The 19545-nt window shown below is 67.6% G+C and carries 23 protein-coding genes; 12 read left to right on the forward strand and 11 right to left on the reverse strand.

Annotated features, from left to right (window positions below; translation table 11 throughout):
* Positions 1-58: 58 nt before the first annotated feature.
* Genes ruvB through AC1DW0_RS25630 form a run of 4 tightly spaced genes read right to left on the reverse strand, consistent with a single transcriptional unit; the run spans position 59 to position 3803 of the window.
* Positions 59-1129 carry a Holliday junction branch migration DNA helicase RuvB gene (gene ruvB / locus AC1DW0_RS25615; protein ID WP_477948815.1) on the reverse strand — a complete coding sequence of 357 codons (1071 nt, stop codon included), beginning with the start codon at positions 1127-1129 and terminating at the stop codon, positions 59-61.
* On the reverse strand, positions 1126-1695 hold the full coding sequence (ruvA, locus tag AC1DW0_RS25620) for a Holliday junction branch migration protein RuvA (RefSeq protein WP_056194363.1): 570 nt from the start codon (positions 1693-1695) through the stop codon (positions 1126-1128). Before ruvA ends, ruvB begins: the two co-directional genes overlap by 4 nt.
* Positions 1696-1722: 27 nt before the next feature.
* Positions 1723-2376 (reverse strand): response regulator, encoded by a 654-nt coding sequence (locus AC1DW0_RS25625; RefSeq protein WP_056194361.1) that lies wholly within the window; start codon positions 2374-2376, stop codon positions 1723-1725.
* A 14-nt stretch (positions 2377-2390) separates the two neighbouring features.
* The gene (locus AC1DW0_RS25630) at positions 2391-3803 is read right to left on the reverse strand and encodes a sensor histidine kinase (protein WP_477948817.1); all 1413 of its coding nucleotides are present in this window, start codon (positions 3801-3803) and stop codon (positions 2391-2393) included.
* A gap of 113 nt (positions 3804-3916) precedes the next feature.
* Between AC1DW0_RS25630 and AC1DW0_RS25635 the strand changes: the two genes are divergently transcribed.
* The 3 genes from AC1DW0_RS25635 (at position 3917) to AC1DW0_RS25645 (ending at position 6196) form a co-directional block, all read left to right on the forward strand.
* Entirely contained in the window at positions 3917-4885 is a 969-nt protein-coding gene (locus tag AC1DW0_RS25635; protein WP_056194356.1) for a PhoH family protein, read from the forward strand.
* On the forward strand, positions 4882-5325 hold the full coding sequence (gene ybeY / locus AC1DW0_RS25640) for an rRNA maturation RNase YbeY (protein ID WP_457325632.1): 444 nt from the start codon (positions 4882-4884) through the stop codon (positions 5323-5325). Before AC1DW0_RS25635 ends, ybeY begins: the two co-directional genes overlap by 4 nt.
* An 88-nt stretch (positions 5326-5413) precedes the next feature.
* Positions 5414-6196: a PEP-CTERM sorting domain-containing protein gene (locus AC1DW0_RS25645; RefSeq protein WP_056194351.1), complete on the forward strand. Its 783-nt coding sequence runs from the start codon at positions 5414-5416 to the stop codon at positions 6194-6196.
* Between the two features lie 7 nt (positions 6197-6203).
* Here AC1DW0_RS25645 and AC1DW0_RS25650 read toward each other — a convergent pair whose 3' ends face one another.
* Both AC1DW0_RS25650 and hemB read right to left on the reverse strand, forming a co-directional pair.
* The gene (locus tag AC1DW0_RS25650) at positions 6204-7310 is read right to left on the reverse strand and encodes a magnesium transporter CorA family protein (RefSeq protein ID WP_056194347.1); all 1107 of its coding nucleotides are present in this window, start codon (positions 7308-7310) and stop codon (positions 6204-6206) included.
* Between the two features lie 4 nt (positions 7311-7314).
* Positions 7315-8331, reverse strand: coding sequence for a porphobilinogen synthase (gene hemB / locus AC1DW0_RS25655; protein ID WP_457356198.1), 1017 nt, complete (start codon positions 8329-8331; stop codon positions 7315-7317).
* Positions 8332-8689: 358 nt separating this feature from the next.
* On the opposite strand from hemB, the gene AC1DW0_RS25660 reads away from it, so the two are divergent.
* The 6 genes from AC1DW0_RS25660 to AC1DW0_RS25685 are packed head-to-tail and all read left to right on the forward strand — an operon-like array spanning position 8690 to position 12656.
* On the forward strand, positions 8690-9118 hold the full coding sequence (locus AC1DW0_RS25660) for a CopD family protein (protein WP_056194341.1): 429 nt from the start codon (positions 8690-8692) through the stop codon (positions 9116-9118).
* An 8-nt stretch (positions 9119-9126) separates the two neighbouring features.
* Complete coding sequence (locus AC1DW0_RS25665) at positions 9127-10227, forward strand: VanZ family protein (protein ID WP_457356199.1); 1101 nt, start codon at positions 9127-9129, stop codon at positions 10225-10227.
* Positions 10228-10241: 14 nt separating this feature from the next.
* Positions 10242-10568 carry a (2Fe-2S) ferredoxin domain-containing protein gene (locus AC1DW0_RS25670; RefSeq protein ID WP_056194333.1) on the forward strand — a complete coding sequence of 109 codons (327 nt, stop codon included), beginning with the start codon at positions 10242-10244 and terminating at the stop codon, positions 10566-10568.
* Positions 10565-11197 carry an alpha/beta hydrolase gene (locus AC1DW0_RS25675; RefSeq protein ID WP_056194330.1) on the forward strand — a complete coding sequence of 211 codons (633 nt, stop codon included), beginning with the start codon at positions 10565-10567 and terminating at the stop codon, positions 11195-11197. Before AC1DW0_RS25670 ends, AC1DW0_RS25675 begins: the two co-directional genes overlap by 4 nt.
* A 21-nt stretch (positions 11198-11218) precedes the next feature.
* A complete protein-coding gene (locus AC1DW0_RS25680) occupies positions 11219-12364 on the forward strand; it encodes a D-alanyl-D-alanine carboxypeptidase family protein (RefSeq protein WP_056194327.1) in 1146 nt (381 codons plus the stop codon).
* 7 nt (positions 12365-12371) lie between these two features.
* Positions 12372-12656, forward strand: a complete 285-nt coding sequence (locus tag AC1DW0_RS25685; protein WP_056194323.1) for a DUF493 family protein — start codon at positions 12372-12374, stop codon at positions 12654-12656.
* Here AC1DW0_RS25685 and AC1DW0_RS25690 read toward each other — a convergent pair whose 3' ends face one another.
* On the reverse strand, positions 12657-13289 hold the full coding sequence (locus tag AC1DW0_RS25690) for a tetratricopeptide repeat protein (RefSeq protein ID WP_477948820.1): 633 nt from the start codon (positions 13287-13289) through the stop codon (positions 12657-12659).
* 56 nt (positions 13290-13345) lie between these two features.
* Here AC1DW0_RS25690 and lipB point away from each other — a divergent pair, with 56 nt between their 5' ends.
* Together lipB and lipA are read left to right on the forward strand one after the other, a co-directional pair.
* Entirely contained in the window at positions 13346-14023 is a 678-nt protein-coding gene (gene lipB / locus AC1DW0_RS25695; protein WP_477948822.1) for a lipoyl(octanoyl) transferase LipB, read from the forward strand.
* Between the two features lie 2 nt (positions 14024-14025).
* A complete protein-coding gene (lipA, locus tag AC1DW0_RS25700; protein WP_457391361.1) occupies positions 14026-15003 on the forward strand; it encodes a lipoyl synthase in 978 nt (325 codons plus the stop codon).
* Here the strand turns inward: lipA and AC1DW0_RS25705 are convergent, their stop codons facing one another.
* Positions 15004-15987: an N-acetylmuramoyl-L-alanine amidase-like domain-containing protein gene (locus tag AC1DW0_RS25705; protein ID WP_477948824.1), complete on the reverse strand. Its 984-nt coding sequence runs from the start codon at positions 15985-15987 to the stop codon at positions 15004-15006.
* Positions 15988-16049: 62 nt separating this feature from the next.
* Positions 16050-16955: a LysR family transcriptional regulator gene (locus tag AC1DW0_RS25710; RefSeq protein WP_477948831.1), complete on the reverse strand. Its 906-nt coding sequence runs from the start codon at positions 16953-16955 to the stop codon at positions 16050-16052.
* Positions 16956-17054: 99 nt separating this feature from the next.
* On the opposite strand from AC1DW0_RS25710, the gene AC1DW0_RS25715 reads away from it, so the two are divergent.
* A complete protein-coding gene (locus AC1DW0_RS25715; RefSeq protein ID WP_457356206.1) occupies positions 17055-17936 on the forward strand; it encodes an alpha/beta fold hydrolase in 882 nt (293 codons plus the stop codon).
* On the opposite strand, the gene AC1DW0_RS25720 is transcribed toward AC1DW0_RS25715, so the two are convergent.
* Together AC1DW0_RS25720 and AC1DW0_RS25725 are read right to left on the reverse strand one after the other, a co-directional pair.
* Positions 17908-18393 (reverse strand): TlpA family protein disulfide reductase, encoded by a 486-nt coding sequence (locus AC1DW0_RS25720; protein WP_082532494.1) that lies wholly within the window; start codon positions 18391-18393, stop codon positions 17908-17910. The genes AC1DW0_RS25715 and AC1DW0_RS25720 overlap by 29 nt on opposite strands.
* A gap of 22 nt (positions 18394-18415) precedes the next feature.
* A complete protein-coding gene (locus tag AC1DW0_RS25725) occupies positions 18416-19516 on the reverse strand; it encodes an ATP-binding protein (RefSeq protein WP_056194306.1) in 1101 nt (366 codons plus the stop codon).
* Positions 19517-19545 lie beyond the last annotated feature (29 nt).

Here is a 19545-nt window from a genome sequence, read left to right on the forward strand (position 1 = left end):
CGGAACGAAGAAAGCGCCCCTCGGGGCGCTTTTTTATTGGCGCCTTGCGGCGCCGTTTTCATTCCCCGAACAGATCGGGTGCCGTCTTGCCGCCCGGTGGCGTCAGGCCCAGATGCCGGTAGGCCGCCAGTGTCGCGATGCGGCCGCGGGGCGTGCGCTGCAGAAAGCCCTGCTGGATCAGATAGGGCTCGATGACGTCCTCGATGGTGCCGGCCTCTTCGCCGATGGCGGCGGCGACGTTCTCCAAACCGACCGGACCACCATCGAAGCGATGCACGATGGCTTCCAGCAGCTTGCGGTCCATCAGGTCGAAGCCCTGTGGATCGACGTCGAGCATGGCCAGCGCCCTGTCGGCGATGCCGGCAACGATGCGGCCGTCAGCCTTGACCTCGGCGTAGTCGCGCACGCGGCGCAGAAGGCGGTTGGCGATGCGCGGCGTGCCGCGTGAGCGGCGGGCGATCTCCAGCGCGCCGTCGGCGTCGATGGGCGCGCCCAGCAGGCCGGCGGACCGCGTCACGATGCGCTGCAACTCGGCCGGCGTATAGAACTCCAGCCGGGCGACGATGCCGAAACGGTCGCGCAGCGGGTTGGTCAGCATGCCGGCGCGCGTCGTTGCACCCACGAGCGTGAACGGCTGCAGGTCCAGCTTGATCGAGCGCGCCGCGGGGCCCTCGCCAATCATGATGTCGATCTGGTAGTCCTCCAGCGCCGGGTAGAGGATTTCCTCGACGACGGGGCTCAGGCGGTGGATCTCGTCGATGAAGAGGACGTCGTTCTTCTCGAGGTTGGTCAGGATGGCGGCCAGGTCCTTGGGCTTCTCGAGCACCGGCCCGGAGGTCTGGCGCAGGTTGACGCCCAGCTCGGCCGCGATGATGTGGGACAGCGTCGTCTTGCCCAGGCCCGGCGGGCCGAACAGCAGCACATGGTCCAGCGCCTCGCGGCGCTTGCGGGCTGCGCCGATGAAGATCTCCAACTGCTCGCGGGCCTTGACCTGGCCGACGTAGTCATCGAGATGCTTGGGCCGCAGTGCACGCTCCATCGCCTCCTCGCGGCTGGACTCGGGCGCGGCGCTGACGACGCGGGGCGCCGGGGGGAAGTCGTCGCCGAATTTGTCCGTTTGGATGCTCATGTCAGCTTCTTCAACGCCAGCTTGATGCCGTCGCTGACGCCGACATCAGGGGGCAGCACCTTCAGCGCGGCGGCGGCGTCTTTCTCGCTGTAGCCCAGCGCGACCAGTGCTTGCAGGATGTCGGCCTGCGTGTCGTTGGTGACGGCGGCGGGCAGAGCCAGGTCGGCGCCGAGCTTGCCCTTCAGCTCCAGCAGCAGCCGCTCGGCCGTCTTCTTGCCAATGCCCGGCACCTTGGTCAGCCGACCCGCATCCTGGCGCGACACGGCCTGGGCGAGTTCTGAAACCGACAGGCCCGACAACAAGCCCAGGGCCATCTTCGGCCCGACGCCACTGATCTTGATGAGCTGGCGGAAGGTGGCGCGCTCTTCGTGGGTGAGGAAGCCGAACAGCTGGTGCGCGTCCTCGCGCACGGTCAGGTGGGTCAGCAGCACGGCCCGCTCGCCCAGGCCGCCGAGGTTGAAGAAGGTGCTCATCGGCACGTCCACCTCGTAGCCCACGCCCGCCACGTCGATGACGACCTGCGGCGGTGATTTCTCGGCGATGACGCCTGTCAGTCTTCCAATCATCGGCCCATTATCTGGGCCGAAGGGCGATCAGTTCCTGCCGAACAACCCGAGTCGTTGAGCTTCCAGCGCCGCCTCGGCACGCGAGCTCACATTGAGCTTGCGGTAGATCTGCTTCACATAGTCGGCAATGGTGTGGCGGCTCAGGCCCAGCTGCACGCCGATCTCCGGCAGCGTGTAGCCCTTGGCCACGCGCAGCAGCACCTCGGTCTCGCGGTCGGTCAGCGACACCTCGTGCAGCAACGCCTGCGAACTGGGCTTTTTCTGAGCCGCGAAGTAGGCGATGACCTTGCGCGCGATGGACGGCGACAGCGGCGGCTCGCCGCCGCTCATGCGCTGCAGCTGCTCCACCAGCAGCTCGCGGGACTGTTCCTTCAACAGATAGCCGAAGGCACCGGCCTGCAAGGCAGGGAAGAGATGCTCGTCGTCGTCGTGGATGGTGACGATGACCGACTGCACTTCGGGCTGCTTCTCGCGCAGCGCCGCGATGACCTCGACGCCCGAACCGTCGGGCAGGCCCAGGTCCAGCAGGGCCAGCGTGAAGCGCTGGCCATTGACCAGGGCCAGCGCGTCCTGCACCCGCGAGCACTCGGTGATCTGGGCGTTGGCGAACACCTGCTTGACCAGCGCCTTGAGCCAGGCGCGGATCTCCGGGATGTCTTCGAGCAGCAGGATGTGGTTCATGGGAGCCTCGGCATTCAGAGCGGAATCGTCAGACGGATGACAGTACCCCACCCAGGGCCGGATTCAACCAGGCATTGGCCATGCATCTGCTTGGCGCGTGATTTCATGCTCGCCATGCCGTGGCCTCTGTCCAACCTTCCATCCAGTTCGGACGGAATGCCCTGGCCGTTGTCCTGGATGGTCAGGATGAAATCGCCGTCCTGTACCGCGCTGGAAATCGTCGCATGGGTGGCGCCGCTGTGTTTGATGATGTTGGACACCGACTCGCGCAGGATGCGCGTCGTCTGCACGTAGGAGCGGGCCTGGAAGGTGTGCTCGATGTCCTCGGCCGGCGACTTCCATTCGGCCAGGATATTGGCCTGGCCCAGGCGTGAAACGACCTCCGCGCGCCAGTCACCCAGGGCGTCGATGAGATGCACCGGCTTGCCGGTCAGGCCGCGCACCGACAGGCGCATCTCCTCCAGTGCCTCGCGCGCCAGCGTGGAGATACGGTCGGACTCGCTGGTGTGCACGATGGTCAGCAGCTTGGCGCCGAGATCGTCGTGCAGATCGGCGGCGATGCGCTTGCGTTCGCGCTCGGTGACCTGCTCGAGCTTTTGCTCGGCGAGCTGGGCGTGGCTGCGCTCGACCTCGGCGATGCGCTCGGACATGCGCTGCTCGATGGCTGCGATGCGCTTCTCGGCGTCCAGTCGCGCATGGGCGACGCTGTTCACCAGTTGCAGTCCCAGGCCCAGCATCAGCACCGGCAGCATCAGGTTCAGCCAGGGTGCGGCGGATGACCACAGCGGTTCACTGGCAGCGGCCAGCAACCGCTCGGCGACCAGGGCAGCCATGGTCGGCAGCAGCAGGGCGGCCATCAGCACGAACTCCCGCGACAGGGCCTCGTCGGCGCTCGTCTTCAGGCGCTCGCGGCGCAGCCACAGCGCCCAACCCATGGCGGCCACCAGCTCCAGGCTCAACACCGCCTGCCAGACCGAGCCGAGGATGCCGACCTGGCCACCCGCGAGCAGCAGGCTGGCCGGCACAACGAGGCATTGGATCAACAGCGCATGGTCGATCCAGCTGCGTTTCCAGTTCATCTGCCGCAGCAGGTATTGAACGCCGCACAGCACGAGCAGGGTCAGCAGCAGCGGCCGCAAGCCCGCGGCGCTGGGGGCGGCGGCGGCGCGCAGCACGACCCAGCTCAGCATCATGCCGATGAGAAAACTCGCCGGCCGTTCGCGGTGGTGCAGGCTGGAGACGAGGCCGATGACGGTCGCCATCAGGGCCAGCATGGCAGCAAGCCAGCCGCGCAAGGTGGCCGTCCAGTCCGGCCCGGCGAAGCCTTGAGCCTGCGCTACGGCCGGGCAGAGCAGGGCGGCTGAAAGCAGCAAAAAAAGAGGCAGGCGCCGAGCCCTGGAGGCCCTCGGCGCAATCGGTGACGTCATGGAGCGGCATTGTGCGTGAGCGCCTGTTCTGCGCAGGCCGGGAATGCACCAGCCGGCCAGCCTCTTTGCACGGAGCCGGCGACAATCCCCGTCCACTTCTTTTCAGCCCCATCGTGATCCTGCGCTTCACCCTTGAACCGGTCGACAACACGCGCCTGGCCCGCGTCTGTGGCAGCCTGGACACCCATCTGCGTGAGATCGAGGCGGCCATCGGCGTGAAGATCTCGCGCCGCGACGCCGAGTTCCGCGTCGACGGGCCCAAGACAGCTGCCGAGCGCGCCAGGACCCTGCTCGAAGGACTTTACGAGCGCGCCAGGCGGCCGCTGTCAGCCGAAACGCTGCAATTGGCCCTCGTCGAGGCCAAGGCGCCAGATCCTGTTTCGGCCGCCAGTCCGGGCGACGGCGATGCGCTGGTGCTGCGTACCCGCCGCGCCGACCTGTCGGCCCGCACACCGCGCCAGCACCAGTACCTGCAGCAGATCCTGTCGCACGACATCACTTTCGGCCTCGGCCCGGCGGGCACCGGCAAGACTTTCCTGGCCGTGGCGTGTGCGGTGGACGCGTTGGAGCGCTCGACGGTGCAGCGGATCATCCTGACCCGGCCCGCCGTCGAGGCCGGGGAGCGCCTGGGCTTCCTGCCCGGCGACCTGACGCAAAAGGTCGACCCCTATCTGCGCCCCCTGTACGACGCCCTCTACGACCTGCTGGGCTTCGACCGGGTGACCAAGGCCTTCGAGAAGGGCCAGCTCGAGGTCGCGCCGCTGGCCTTCATGCGCGGGCGTACGCTCAACCACGCCTTCGTCATCCTCGACGAGGCGCAGAACACGACGCCCGAGCAGATGAAGATGTTCCTGACCCGCATCGGCTTCGGCAGCCGCTGCGTCGTCACCGGCGACACCAGCCAGATCGATCTGCCGCGGGGCACGCAGTCCGGCCTCATCGACGCCGAGCATGTGCTGGCCCGGGTCAAGGGCATTGCGATGACGCGCTTCACAAGCGCCGACGTCGTTCGCCACCCGCTGGTGGCGCGCATCGTCGAGGCCTACGAAGCGCGCGCCAAGCGCGAAGCACGCGACCTATGAAACCAGAGCTGAGCCTGTCCCTGCAATTTGCCGACCCGCGCCACCGCGCGCTGCTGCCGCGCCACAAGGTGCAGCGATTCATCCGCGCGGCGCTGGAGCTGCCGGGCGAGATCGCCGTGCGCATCGTCGACGCCGAGGAAGGGCAGGCACTGAACCGCGAGTACCGTGGCAAGGACTACGCCACCAATGTGCTGACCTTCGACTACGCTCACGAGCCCGTCGTCGGCGCCGACCTGGTCATCTGCGCGGAGGTCGTCGAACGTGAGGCGGCCGAGATGGGCGTCCCGCTGCTCGACCACTACGCCCACATGCTCGTGCACGGCACCCTGCATGCCCAGGGCTATGACCACGAGGCCGACGACGAGGCCGAGGCGATGGAAGCGCGCGAGGCAGAAATCCTGACCGGCCTGGGCTTCTCCGACCCCTACCGACGCGGCTGAGGCTGCAACCCCTTCTAGGGGTATTTCGCTGTGGAAACCGGCGGCGGTGGCGAGTATTTTTGTACTTCGCCTGTCATCGGAGGCTCCCATGCTGAAGTCGATCCGCGCCCTTGCGACCGCCGCCGCGCTGATTTGCGCAGGAAGCGCGGGCGCCGTGTCGATTGCCGGCGTCGACATCCCGCTGGGCCAGATCTTCGCGGTCACCCAGACCTACCAGAACGTGCCACTGGCCGTCGGCGACACGCTGAGCGGCTACGGCAAGATCGATTCCATCAACTCTGCGGCGGTCTCCGGCCTGTGCTCGGGCTGCGAGCTGACGTACGTCTTCGGCGGCTACGCGGTCTCGTCGATCAGCGCCAGCGAAGTGCGCTTCAGCGGTGGCTGGCTCAAGGTCTATGCCGGCTTTGGCGCCAACAACGACTTCACGACCGGCAACGCCGGGGGTTCGGCGGGTGACCTGGCCGAAGCGTCCAATGGCACGCTCTTCCTGTCCCTCATGGGCCATGCCGTCGACGCCGCAGGCAACACCTTTATCGCCACCGGCCTGGGCATCGGCACGGCCAGCCCGACCGGCTTCAGCACGGGCCTGCTGGATGTGGACACGGCGGCCGGCGGCGCGGCCAACGCCTACTTCAACAGCAATGGCGTGGCGGCCCTGTTCGGTGGCGGTGCGGCCGATGCGCAGCTCGGTTCTTCCTTCTCCGCCCTGGCGCCGCTGTATCCGTCCGAGTGCCCCGGCGGTTCGGCCTGCCTGCGCGGAAGTTCCAGCGTTCTTGCAACGGTGGCAGCCGTGCCCGAGCCCGAGACGGCCGCATTGCTGCTCGGCGGCCTGGGCGTCATCCTGACGGTGGCGCGCCGCCGCCTGCGCTGAGGTCGACCTACCGGCTGCTGCTCAGGTAGCGCTTGCGACGGAACAGGAACCAAAGCCCGAGCGCCACGGCCAGCATCAGCAGGGCGGCATCCCAGAAGCCGTTGGCGTTCTTGATCAACGGCATCCATTCGAAATTCATGCCGAAGATGCCGGTGATCAGGTTCAGCGGCAGGAAGATGGCCGTCAGTACCGTCAGCGTGCGCATGATGCTGTTGGTGCGATGCCCCAGGGCGCTGAAGTGCATCTGCACGGCCGACTCGGCCGAGGACTCCAGCCGGCGCACATGGGTCAGCACCCGCTCCACATGCTCCAGCACGTCGCGTGAGCGCACCCGCAGCAGCTCACGCTCGCGCGTCACCTGCGGGTCGCCGTCGACCGGCCATTCGTCCAGCGCGTCTATCCACTCCTGGATGGCTGCGCGCTGGTCTTCGCAGGTGTCCTCCAGCCGGTGCAGGGCATCGCGGCTCTCCAGCAGCAGCGGCCAGTCATCGAACTCGCTGCTCTGGTCCAGCAGCACGCGCTGCAGCGTGCCGAGCTGGCGGGTCAGCAGGCGCCGCAGCTCCAGATAGCTGTCCACCATGTGGTTGACCATGCGCAGCATCAGGTCGGCCGGGCTGGCTGGCAGGCGGGCGCCGCCGCGTGCGTCGCGCTTCTCGCGGCCTTCAGTCAGGCGGTCCAGCTTCTGGGCGAAGAACTCGCGCACCTGGCAGTCGGTGGGGTGCACAGTGATCAGCACACGGTCGAAAACGGCAAAGCCGACCGGACTGGTGTCGATGGCCCGCAGTGCTCGCTGCGCCGAGGCCAGCGTGCCGTGCTCGTCATCGACGAAGAGATCCTGGCTGCCCGGCGCCGCGGCGAGGCGGCGGAAAACCAGCATGTCGTACCAGGACGTGTAGTCGAAATGCGAGGGCAGCTGGTTGTTGATCAGATCTGACACATGCAGGTCGACGATATTGCCGCAGCCCCACCGCGCCAGTGCCTGCTGCACGGCCGGCTCGCCCACTTCGAACTCGCGCCGGCCATAGCCCACCCACAGGAAGCCACGCTCCGGCAGCGCTTCGGGCAGGGCCGCAAGCTCGCGAAAACTGTCGGTCTCGATGTGGAAGACCCGCACCGGCTCAACCCGCTTTCAGCAGCCGCGCGGCGTCCAGCGCGAAGTAGCTCAGCACGCCGTCGGCGCCCGCGCGCTTGAAGGCCAGCAGCGACTCCATCATGACGGCGTCATGGTCCAGCCAGCCATTGGCCGCGGCGGCCTTGACCATCGCGTATTCGCCGCTGACCTGGTAGGCAAAGGTCGGCACGCGGAACTCGTCCTTCACGCGGCGCACGATGTCCAGGTAAGGCATGCCGGGCTTGACCATCACCATGTCGGCGCCCTCGGCCAGGTCCAGGGCCACCTCGCGCAGGGCTTCGTCGCTGTTGCCGGGGTCCATCTGATACGTCTTTTTGTCAGCCTTGCCGAGGTTGGCAGCCGATCCCACCGCGTCGCGGAAGGGGCCATAGAAGCTGCTCGCGTATTTGGCGCTGTAAGCCATGATGCGCGTGTGAATGTGGCCTGCGGCTTCCAGCGCCTGGCGGATGGCGCCGATGCGGCCGTCCATCATGTCACTGGGCGCAACGATATCGACGCCGGCATCTGCCTGTACCAGGGCCTGTTTGGCAAGGATCTCGACGGTCGGGTCGTTGAGGATGTAGCCGGTCTCGTCGATGACACCGTCCTGGCCATGGCTGGTGAAAGGGTCCAGGGCCACGTCGGTCAGCACGCCGAGTTGCGGGAAATGTTTTTTTACCTCGCGCACCGCGCGCGGCACCAGGCCGTTCGGATTCAGTGCTTCCGCGCCGTCAGGCGTCTTCAGCGCGGCGTCGATGACGGGGAAAAGGGCGATGACGGGCACGCCCAGTTCGACGCACTGTTCGGCCGTGCGCAGCAGGTGATCCAGGCTCTGGCGCGACACGCCGGGCATGGAAGCCACGGCGTCCAGACGGTTCTCGCCCTCATGGATGAAGACGGGGAGGATGAGGTCGCTGGCACTCAGCGCATGCTCACGCACCAGGGCGCGCGTGAAGGCGTCGCGGCGCAGGCGGCGCGGGCGCGCCGCAGGGAAGGCGGAGGGAGAAAAAACGTAGCGGGCCAAGTCGAATCCTCAGGCTGCGGGGGGTGCGGCCCGGCGCGTGATGGTTGACACATCCAGACGTCATTTATTCCTGACGTCACCGCTCAAGCGCGCTAAACTTGTTTTTGAATGATAGCCGCAAGGTGGTCGTTCCCTGCTTTTCCTCCCTGAGCAGGAGCCTTAGCGTGATGACAGCGATAAGGCTTTCTCGGCCCCGGTCTTGAACCGGGGCTTTTTTTTGGTGTTCACCGGACTGTTGTGTCGCGGAGCGACCCAACCCGCACCTTCGTGCGGTGTGCCTGCGGCCCATGTCCGACTCTCCCCCAAGCCCGTCCGCGCTGCGGCCGTGCTTGACGCCGGTGCTGCCCATAATGGCTGCATGCTCTGGGTCAAAGCCTTTCACATCGTCTTCGTCGCCGCCTGGTTTGCCGGCCTTTTCTATTTGCCGCGCATCTTTGTGAACCTGGCCATGGTGCCGGCCGACAGCCATGCCGAACGTGAGCGCCTGCTTTTGATGGCGCACAAGCTGCACCGCTTCAGCAGCATCCTGATGGGCGTGGCCCTGCTGCTCGGCATCTGGGTGCTGGTGGGCTGGGGCGCCAGCCGCTTCGCCGGCAGCTACTGGCTGCACGTCAAGATGCTGCTGGTCGTCGGCGTCATCGGCTATCACCACATGAACCGACGCCTGCTGCGCAGCTTCGAGACGCTGTCCAACAAGCGCAGCCACCGCTGGTTCCGCGTCTACAACGAGACGGCCGTGCTGCTCTTCGCGGCCATCGTCGTGCTGGTGACCGTCAAGCCCTTCTGAGGTCGGAAGTGCGTCGCCGTCAAAGCTCCGCCACCTGGCTGTTGTTGGCCCATATGGGGCTGGTCACCTATGCCAGCCTCTACCCCTTCTGGCCCTGGCGCTGGCCGCCCGGCATGGGCCTGCCCTGGTTGTTCAGCCTGCCCTGGCCGGCCCGCTTCTGGGCCTTCGACGTCGAGGCCAACCTGATTGGCTACATCCCCCTGGGCCTGCTCGGTTTTGCTGCGGCGATGCGCTCGGGCTGGGGGGTGCGCGGCGGGCTGCTGCTCGGCCTGCTGCCCGGGCCGGCGCTTTCGTTTGCGATGGAGACCCTGCAGTTCTTCGTGCCGGGCCGCGTGCCCTCCCTGTCTGACTGGGTCCTGAACTCGGCCGGCAGCCTGCTCGGTGCCGCCCTGGGCCTGGTGCTCAGCGCCCTCGGGGGCCTGGAGCGCTGGGAGGACGTGCGCGACCACTGGTTTGGCGCCAGCAGCGCACCGGCCCTCGCTCTGCTGGCGCTGTGGCCGCTGGCACTGCTGTACCCGACGCCGCTGCCTTTCGGCCTTGGTCAATGGCTGCCCTGGTGGCGGGGAATGTTGCTGGATGCCCTGACCGGCACGCCCTGGGCGCTGAACTGGGGCGACGCGGTCACCGTCGAGCATGAGCTGCCGCCTGGCCTGGAGGCGCTGGCCATCGCCCTCGGGCTGCTGGCGCCGGTGCTGTTGATGATCACCGTCGCTCGCTCCGGCCTGCGCCGGCTGGCGCTGGCCGGGGGGGCGGTGCTGCTGGGCCTGCTGGGCACGGCGACGTCAACCGCGATGGCCTTCGGGCCCGACCATGCATGGGCCTGGCTCAGCGATGCCACACGCCCCGGCGTGGGCCTGGGCGTCGTGCTGGCCTTGGTGGCCTGCTTGCTGCCCTCGCGTGTCGCGGCGGCCCTGGGCCTGTTCGTGCTGTGCGCCTTGATCGGCCTCATCAGCTTGGCGCCCAGCGACCCCTACTTGGCCTTGAACATGCAGGCCTGGGAGCAGGGCCGCTTCATCAACCTCTATGGGCTGACGCGCTGGGTGGCCTGGACCTGGCCGTTCATCGCCCTCGTCTGGCTCGCCGCCCGGCTGGTGCAAAAGCCCCAGTGAGACAATCCGCGGCGATGAGTTACTACGAGCGCCACGTCTTCTTCTGCCTGAACCAGCGCACCAATGGCGAGGCCAGTTGCGCTGACCATGACGCGCAAGGCGGCTTCGACCACTGCAAGTCGCGCGTCAAGCAACTCGGCCTGGCCGGCAAGGGTGGCGTGCGCGTCAACAAGGCCGGTTGCCTGGACCGCTGCGCCGGCGGCCCGGTGGCTGTCGTCTACCCGGAAGCCATCTGGTATTCCTGGGTCGACAAGAGCGATCTGGACGAGATCGTTGAGCGCCATTTGCGCGACGGCCAGGTGGTCGAGCGCCTGGTGCTGCCGGATTCCGTCGGCCGATGAATTCGCAGACCGAGAAGCGCCTCGTCCCCGGCCCGGCCGGGCAGATTGAAGTTGCCATCGACCTGCCGCCTGGTTCCAATTCAGGCACGCCGCCGCTGGGCACGGCCCTGATCTGCCATCCCAACCCGACCCAGGGCGGGACCATGGACAACAAGGTCGTGCAGACACTGGCGCGGGCTTTCATTCAACTCGGCTGGCGGGCCGTGCGCTTCAACTTCCGTGGCATCGGCCAATCGGCAGGTGGCTGGGACGAAGGCCGTGGCGAAGTTGATGACGCGCTGGCCGTGCTCGACGCTGTTCGCGCGCCCGGCGAGGCATTGATCCTGTCTGGCTTCTCCTTTGGCGGCTACGTGGCCTCCCGCGCTGCCCAACGCCTGGCCGAACCGGCCCGGCGCCTCGTCCTCGTCGGCCCGGCGACCAGTCGTTTTGACACCGCCCCGGTGCCTGCCGACACCGTGGTCATCCATGGCGAGGTCGACGACGTTGTGCCCCTCGCCGCCGTGCTCGACTGGGCGCGGCCGCAAGGCCTTCCCGTGACCGTCGTCCCCGGCGTGGGCCATTTCTTCCACGGGCAGTTGCCGCTGCTCAAGTCCCTTGTGGTGCGCGCGTTCGATCCCACGAAGATCTAGTCGCTGCGTCTGAACCGATCCATGAAACGACTGCTTGCTTTCCTCCTCGCCGCGCTCTCGCTGACTGCCCTGGCCCAGGCCCCCCAGCCACCGGAACTCGCGGCGCGCAACTATGTGCTGATCGACCTGACCACGCACAAGACCCTGGCCGAGCGTGATGCCGACACGGCCAATGACCCGGCGTCCCTGACCAAGCTGATGACGGCCTATGTCGTCTTCGGCGCGCTGCGGGAGAAAAAGCTGACGCTGGAGCAGACCCTGCCCGTGTCCAAGCGCGCCTGGGATGAACGCAAGGGTGATCCTTCGCTGATGTTCATCGACACGACGATGACGCCCAAGGTCGATGAGCTGCTGCACGGCCTCATCATCCAGAGCGGCAACGACGCTGCAGTGGCCCTGGCCGAAGGCGCCGCCGGCTCGGTCGAGAACTTCGTGCAGCTGATGAACCGCCAGGCCCAGGCCTGGGGCCTGAAGAACACCGAGTTCAAGAACGTGACCGGCACGTCCGAGCCCGGCCACAAGAGCAGTGCGCGCGACATCGCGGTGGTGGCTTCACACATCATCACGGACTTCCCCGAGTACTACGTCTACTACTCGCAGCGCGACTACACCTTCAACAAGATCCGCCAGGACAACCGCAACCTGCTGCTGCGTCGCGACCCGACGGTGGATGGCATGAAGACCGGTTTCACCGAGGCCGCCGGCTACTGCCTGGTGTCCAGCGCCAACCGCGATTTCCCCAACGGCAAGCGCCGCCTGTTGTCCGTTGTCATGGGCACGGCGTCAAAGGAAGCTCGCGCCAGCGAGAGCCAGAAGCTGCTGAACTGGGGCTACACGGCCTTCGATGCGGTCAAGATCTTTGACGCCGGCAAGGCGATTGCGACCGTGCCGGTCTGGAAGGGCGAGGCCAAGGAAGCCAGGCTCGGTGCGGCTGACGCCATCTTCGTCGCCGTGCCGCATGGCGACGGCACCAAGCTGCAAACCCAGGTCGAGCGCACCGACCCCCTGGTGGCGCCGCTCAGCAAGGGCCAGCGCGTCGGCACCCTGCGCGTGACGACGACGGCCGGCGCGCCGGTGGCCGAAGTGCCGCTGATCGTGCAGGAAGCCGTGCCCGGCTCCGGCCTGCTCGGTCGTGCCTGGGATTCGCTGCGCCTGTGGATCAAGTGAGGTCACGATGAACCTGCCGCCCGACATTCCGCCCGAGCAATCGCTCATCGAATACCCCTCGCAGTTTCCGATCAAGGTCATGGGCGCCCATGTCGAGGGCTTCGTCGAGGCCATCGCCCATGTGGCGCGACAGTTCGACCCAGCCTTTGATGCCGCCACCATCGAGCAGCGCCCGAGCAAGGGCGGCAACTACCTCGGCCTGACCATCACCATCACGGCCACCAGCCGCGAGCAGCTCGACGAGATCTACCGCACGCTGACCACGCATCCCATGGTCAAGGTCGTGCTCTGATCAGGTCGCCGCGTCGCCGGCCTGCATGGCCTTGATCTTGGCCTTGGCCGCGTCGTCGCCGTTCTTGGCGGCGATGTCGTACCAATAGCGCGCCAGGCGCGCGTCGGCCTCGACGCCCGACCCCGTCTCGAACATCGACGCGACGATGTATTGGGCGCCGACGTCGCCTGCCTTGGCCGCTTCCAGATACCAGCGGTGGGCCTGGGCCAGGTCCTGGGACCGGCCGCGGCCGAGGTAGTAGCAGGTGGCGGTGGCGAGGGCACCGTCGCCGTTGCCCTGCTGCGCGGCGCGCTCAAACCAGCCGCAGGCGGCCTTCGCGTCGGGCTTGCCGTGGCGGCCCTGCTCGATCATTTCGCCCAGCGCGTTCTCGGCCAGTGCCAGCTTCTGCGCCGCCGCACGCTGCAGCCACTGCCAGGCCTTCGCGTCGCTGGCGCCGGGCAGCTCCTTGCGCAGATTCATCATCGCGAGGTTGAACTGGCCCAATGCCTCGCCGCGCCGGGCGGACTCGGCAAAGCCCTGGGCCGCGGCCTTGAGGTCGCCCTCGTCGTAGGCGGTCAGCGCGTCGGGCAGCGGGACGGCCCGAGCCAGGGTGGCGGCGAGCAGCAGGGCAACGGCAATCAGTGGCGTCTTCATCGGGTCGAGTCGGCTCAGGTGGGCGAAGGCTTACAGCGTCTGCCTATGATGCCCGCATGATCGTCAAGACCCTCGGGCGGGTCGATTACCTGCCCACGCTGGAGGCCATGCGCGCCTTCACGGCGGCGCGCGATGCAGACACGCCGGACGAGCTCTGGCTCTGCGAGCACCCGCCCACCTTCACCCAGGGCCTGGCCGGCAAGCCCGAGCACCTGCTGCTGCCCGGCGACATTCCCGTCGTCGCCACCGAACGCGGCGGCCAGGTGACGTATCACGGCCCCGGCCAGGTGACGGCTTACCCCCTCGTGGACCTGCGACGCCTGGGTATCTTCGTCAAGGAATACGTTTTCCGCCTGGAGACGGCCCTCATCCAAACCTTGGACAGCTATGGCGTGACCGGCCTGCGCGTCGGCGGCGCGCCCGGCATCTATGTGCGCCCGGCCGACCCTGGCAGCCATGCGGCCCTGGCCGGCCCGGCCGATCCGGCGGACGCCTTCAAGGGCCTGGCCAAGATCGCCGCCCTGGGCATCAAGGTCAGCCGCCACTGCACCTATCACGGCCTCGCGCTGAATGTCGCGATGGACCTGGAACCCTTCCTGCGCATCAACCCGTGCGGATACGAAGGGCTGGAAACCACATCCCTCGATAAACTCGGGGTTTTCACCGACTGGTCGACCGCGGCCGGGCGGCTCGCCGAGCGGCTCTCGGCACAATTTGAAGTCTCGACGCCTTGACCATGCCCGACACGACCACCTACGACCCGACGATCAAGCAAAAGGCCGAGGCCAAGACCTCGCGCATTCCGATCAAGATCGTGCCGGCCGAGGTGCTGAAGAAGCCAGACTGGATCCGCGTCAAGGCCGGCTCGCCGACCACCCGCTTCTACGAGATCAAGCAGATCCTTCGTGAGCACAAGCTGCACACGGTCTGCGAGGAAGCCAGCTGCCCCAATATCGGCGAATGCTTCGGCAAGGGCACGGCCACCTTCATGATCATGGGTGACAAGTGCACGCGCCGCTGCCCGTTCTGCGACGTCGGCCACGGCCGGCCCGACCCGCTGGACGTCGACGAGCCGCTGAACCTGGCCAAGACGATTGCGGCGCTGAAGCTCAAGTACGTCGTCATCACCAGCGTCGACCGCGACGACCTGAAGGACGGCGGCGCCGGCCATTTCGCCGAATGCATCACACGCGTCCGCGAGCTGAGCCCGTTGACGCAGATTGAAGTGCTGGTGCCCGACTTCCGCGGCCGCGCCGATCGCGCGCTGAACATCCTGAAGGCCGCGCCGCCTGATGTGATGAACCACAACCTGGAAACCGCGCCGCGCCTGTACAAGGAAGCGCGCCCGGGTTCCGACTACCAGTTCAGCCTGGACCTGCTCAAGCGCTTCAAGCAGGAAGTGCCGGGCGTGCCGACCAAGAGCGGCATCATGGTCGGCCTGGGCGAGACGGACGACGAGATCCGCCAGGTCATGCGCGACATGCGGGCGCACGACATCGACATGATCACCATCGGGCAGTACCTGGCGCCATCGGGCCATCACCTGCCGGTGCGCCGCTATGTGACGCCCGACGCCTTCAAGCAGTTCGAGAAGGAAGCCTACGAGCTGGGCTTCACGCACGCGGCCGTCGGCGCCATGGTGCGCTCCAGCTACCACGCGGACGAGCAGGCCCACGCGGCCCTCAATCCGACGGTCAGCCCGACGGCGGCCTGATCAGGAGCGCCCGGGGCGGGGCTGGGGCGCCATTGGCGGCACTTCTGGCGCCTCGTTCAGGCGCAGGAACTTGAAGCCCGCCAGCTGCGCCTTGTTCTGCCCCGCCTGGCGCGCATCGCGTTCCGCCATGCGGGCGATGAAGCCCTGCAGCGTCTCCTCGCGCACCTGCGGCTCGGCTGAATGCAGCAGGCGACGGGAGCCATCCGCGCCGGTGACGATGAGGCCGACATGCGATGCCCAGGACTCGCCGCCGCGGCTGGAGATGACGTTGACGAAATCGCCGTCCTGCAACTGGGCCTCGACAGCGGCCACGTCCTGCTTGGCAACGTAGACATCGTCGAAGTTCTGCACCGGGATGTCGCGGCGGATCTTGAACTGCTTGAGCAGGAAGGCCTGACGGTCGATGCGCTGGCGGTAGGGCTGGGTCGGCGCGCCCAGGGTGGCGGTGACGTCCTGCACCAACCAGCGGTTGGCGACATTCCAGTCGGCTTCGGTGTAGTGGTTGCGCGTGGCGGTGCCGATGACCCCGTCGCGGTAGCGGATGCGCTGCAGCATCCAGAAGAACTCTTCCCAGGATGCGCTCAATGCCATCGCATAGGTATGTTCCACGAAGACGACGCAGTCGCTTTTGCTCAGGTCGAACAGCGGCTGGGCGTCGTAGGTCTCGTAGGGGAACTCGCCCAGCAGGAAGAGCTCGTAGGGCTGGCCGATGTTTTTGCGTGCCAGCGCCGCGATGCGCTGGCGCAGGGCCGGCTGGTCCTGCTGTTGCCAGGCCAGGTAGCGGCCCAGCTCGCGCGGCTGCATCTGGTAGAGCGGCTTGTTGAGCAGGCTGGCCAGTTCGGTGGCGTCCAGGCTGGCGCGGCGAGCGGCATCCAGCTGTGTGGCCGTGGGCTCGATGCGGGGTGGCGACGGTGGCGGCAGGGGCTGGTGGGCGCAGCCAGCCAGCAGCAGGGATATGGCGAGGGCGGCAAGCGTCTTTTGCATCGCCGCAGTGTCAGTCCAGCGGCGCCTCGGTGGTCATGAGAGCTTGTGGGACGTCCATAACGTCAGGATTCGCCGGCCTGGGCGCGCAGCGCCTCGATGAGCAGGCGCGTCTTGCGAGGTGGCTGCTGGGCGGCCGGATAGAGGGCGTGGATGCCGCCTTCGGGCAGATGCCAGCCCGGCAGCAGGCGCACGAGGCGGCCGGCGGCGAGGTCGTCGGCAACGAGATAGTCCGGCAGCATGGCCATGCCGCCACCCGCCAATGCCGCGCTGCGCAGGGCTGAGGCGGTGTTGAAGGACAGCACGGACTGCAAGCGCACCGCCTGTTCGGCCTCGCCGTCGGCGTTGAAGCGGCATTGCAGCGGCTGGGGAAGCACGGTCAGCGCAATCAGCGGCAGGGCTGCCAGCTCGCCCGGATGAGCGGGTGCGGCGCGTCCCTCGAGCAGGCTCGGGCTGGCAACGACGTAGGCGCTGAAGGACCGGATGCGCGTCGCGCGCAGCTCGGAGTCGGCCAGTTGGCCGATGCGGATGGCCACGTCGATCTGCTCGGCCACAAGGTCCAGCAGCCGGTCGACAGCCAGCACATCGATCTGCAGTTGCGGGTGGCGCTGCGTCAGTGCGACGGCGACGGGCGCCAGCACGCGCTCGGCATAGTCCACCGGCGCCGTCACGCGCAGCCGGCCACGTGGCTCGGCCGTGTTTCCGGCGGCAGCGGCGATGGCCCGCTCGGTGTCGGCCACGATCTGGCGCGCAGCATCGAAAAAGCCCTCACCCGCCTCGGTCATGCGCAGGGAGCGTGTGGTGCGCAACAGCAGGCTGGCGCCGACCTCGCGCTCCAGGCGCTGCATGTGGGCGCTGACCATGGTCGTCGCGATACCCAGCCGGCGAGCGGCTGCGCTCAGCGAGCCCTTTTCGACGACGGCGACGAAGACGGCCAGGCGGTTGAGGTTGACGTTGGCGAGGGCGTTGATGGCCATCTTCCACTCAAAGTGCAAGGTGTTTGCAGGATAGCGCGGCTACCGGGCGGTCTGCCCGGAAAGCACACTGGAGCCATCCCAGAGGAGATCGCCATGAATCACCCCATCTTCCATCGCAACATCCAAATCGACGGGTTGAACATCTTCTACCGTGAGGCCGGCCCGGTGGATGCGCCGACGTTGCTGCTGCTGCACGGCTTCCCGTCATCGTCGCGCCAGTACGTCAAGCTGATGGAGCTGCTGGCGGATCGCTACCACCTCATCGCGCCCGACTATCCGGGTTTCGGCCTCAGCGACGCGCCGCCGGCCGCCGAGTTTGGCTACAGCTTCGACCGCCTGGCCGATGTCGTCGAGGGGTTCTGCGAGGCGCTGGGCCTGGACCGCTTCGTCGCCTACCTGTTCGACTTCGGCGCGCCCATCGGCCTGCGCATTGCCGAGCGCCACCCAGAATGGATTGCCGGTCTCGTCATCCAGAACGGCAATGCCTACGAGGAGGGATTGAGCGCGATGGCACGTGACATGGTTGCGCTGCAGCCCGGCCGGCCAGGTGCCGTGGAAGCCGTCACGGGCATCCTGACGGCCGAGGTCACGCGCATGCAATACGAGGGCGGCACCCGCGAGCCGGCGCGTATCGCCCCCGAGGGCTGGCTGCTGGACCAGCATTTCCTGGACCTGCCCGGCCGCAAGGCCATCCAGGTGGACCTGGCGCTGGACTACCACCGCAACGTGGCGCGCTACCCGGCTTGGCAGGCCTGGCTGCGCGAACATCGGCCGGCGGCGCTGATCGTCTGGGGTCGCAACGACGCCTTCTTCCCGGCGGCGGGCGCCGAGGCCTATCTGCGCGACCTGCCCGAGGCCGAGCTGCATCTGCTCGACACGGGGCACTTCGCTTTGGAGGAAGAGGTCGATTTCATCGCGGCGCGCATGGCCGTCTTCATCGACGGGCTTACGCCTCAGCCAGCAGCTGCTCGATGAGGCCGTGCAGGGCGGCGAAGTCGGGTTCGCCGACAAAGCGCTTGACGATCTCGCCGCGCTTGTTGATGAGGAAGGTGGTCGGCGTCATCTGCACCGAGCCAAAGGCCTGGGCGACGCTGCCGGTGTTGTCGATGGCCACGCCAAAGGGCAGCTTGCGCGTCTCGGCGTACTTGGCGACGAAGGCCGGTGGGTCGTAGCTCATGGCCACGGCGACAGTGTCCAGGCCGCGGGCCTTGAACTTGTCGTGGGTGGCCACGATCTGCGGCATCTCCTTCACGCAGGTCGCGCAGCTGGTGGCCCAGAAGTTGACCAGCATGACCTTGCCGGTCCAGTCCCGCGAGCTGGCCTTCTGGCCGTTCAGCAGCACATAGTCGACGGCGGGTGCCTGCTCGCGGGCACAGCCCGTCAGCGCGGCGGCGCAGATCAGGGCAGAGGCAAGGGCGCGGCGGGTCAGCATGGCCCGGATTCTAGAGAAGCCGCTAAACCCTTTTGGCCAGCTCGAACATCAGCAGCGAGGGCAGGGCGTCGGGCAGGTGGCGGCGCGAGATGCGGGCCACGCCGTCACCGGTGGCGGTGGACAGCTGGGTGCGGTGCTCGCCATCGAACATCTCGACGAAGGCGAAGTCCGGCGCGTCGCGCATGACGCCGGCGATGAGCTGCAGCAGCGGCTCGCTCATCTGCGCCGCGTCGAACAGCATGGCGTGGGGCAGGCCCTCGCGGCAGAACTGCTCGGCCTCGGCCACGCTGCCGACCACATCCACCAGCATGCCCATGTGGCGCACGGCGGCCTGGGCCTCGGTGCGCATGTCGCGGTGGGCCGACACGATCAGCAACTGGCAGCCCGCCAGCGGCCGCGAATTGCCGCCCATGCGTTCGGCCTCGGCTTCCAACCGGGCATTGGTGCTGTCCGGCGGCGGCGCTTCGTCCGGCGCGAGCTGGTTGAACTCCAGCGTCAGCAGCGTGATGCCGGCCTCCTGCTCGCGCAGTGGCAGCACACCCAGCGTGATGGCCGTTTGCTCCAGCAGCCGCCAGGCCAGCGAGTCCAGCCCGGGCGTCGGTGCGTGCGGGTCGGCGTCGTCGCTGAGCAATTCCAGCGAGCGGTGGGCGAAGCGGCAGCTCAGGCGCGCCTTGACCGGCCAGGGCGTCAGATCCAGTCGCAGGTCGACGGAGGAGTGCGTATTGGCCAGCGCCCAGTCCATCAGCGCATTCAGCAGGCCGAAGAGCAGGGCGCCGTCGGCCCAGATCTCGACGGGCTTGAGCGACTGGCGAACCTGCACGCCGCGCGCCTGGGTCTCGCGGCTGCGCTGGGCGAGCACGCTGCGCAGCATCTGCGTCAGGTGCTGGCGCTCGCGGTTCAGGCGCAGGCGGCCGGAGGCCAGCCGGGAGAGCTGCTGGCCCAGCATGCCGGCCGTGCGAGCGTCGTCCACGCTGCGCTTCAACAGGCGCAGGCCGCGGCGGTCGATCTGGCCGGTGGTGGCGAGGTTCTGGATCTGCTCCAGCGCCGCGCTCAGCGGCCCGGCGATCTCGGCGCCCAGCTGCTGGACGATGTCCGCCCACTGGACCGGTGAAGGCTCAGGCATGACATCGTTGGCGGCACTTGCTGGCGCGG

This window comes from Roseateles sp. P4_D2, assembly GCF_056401875.1.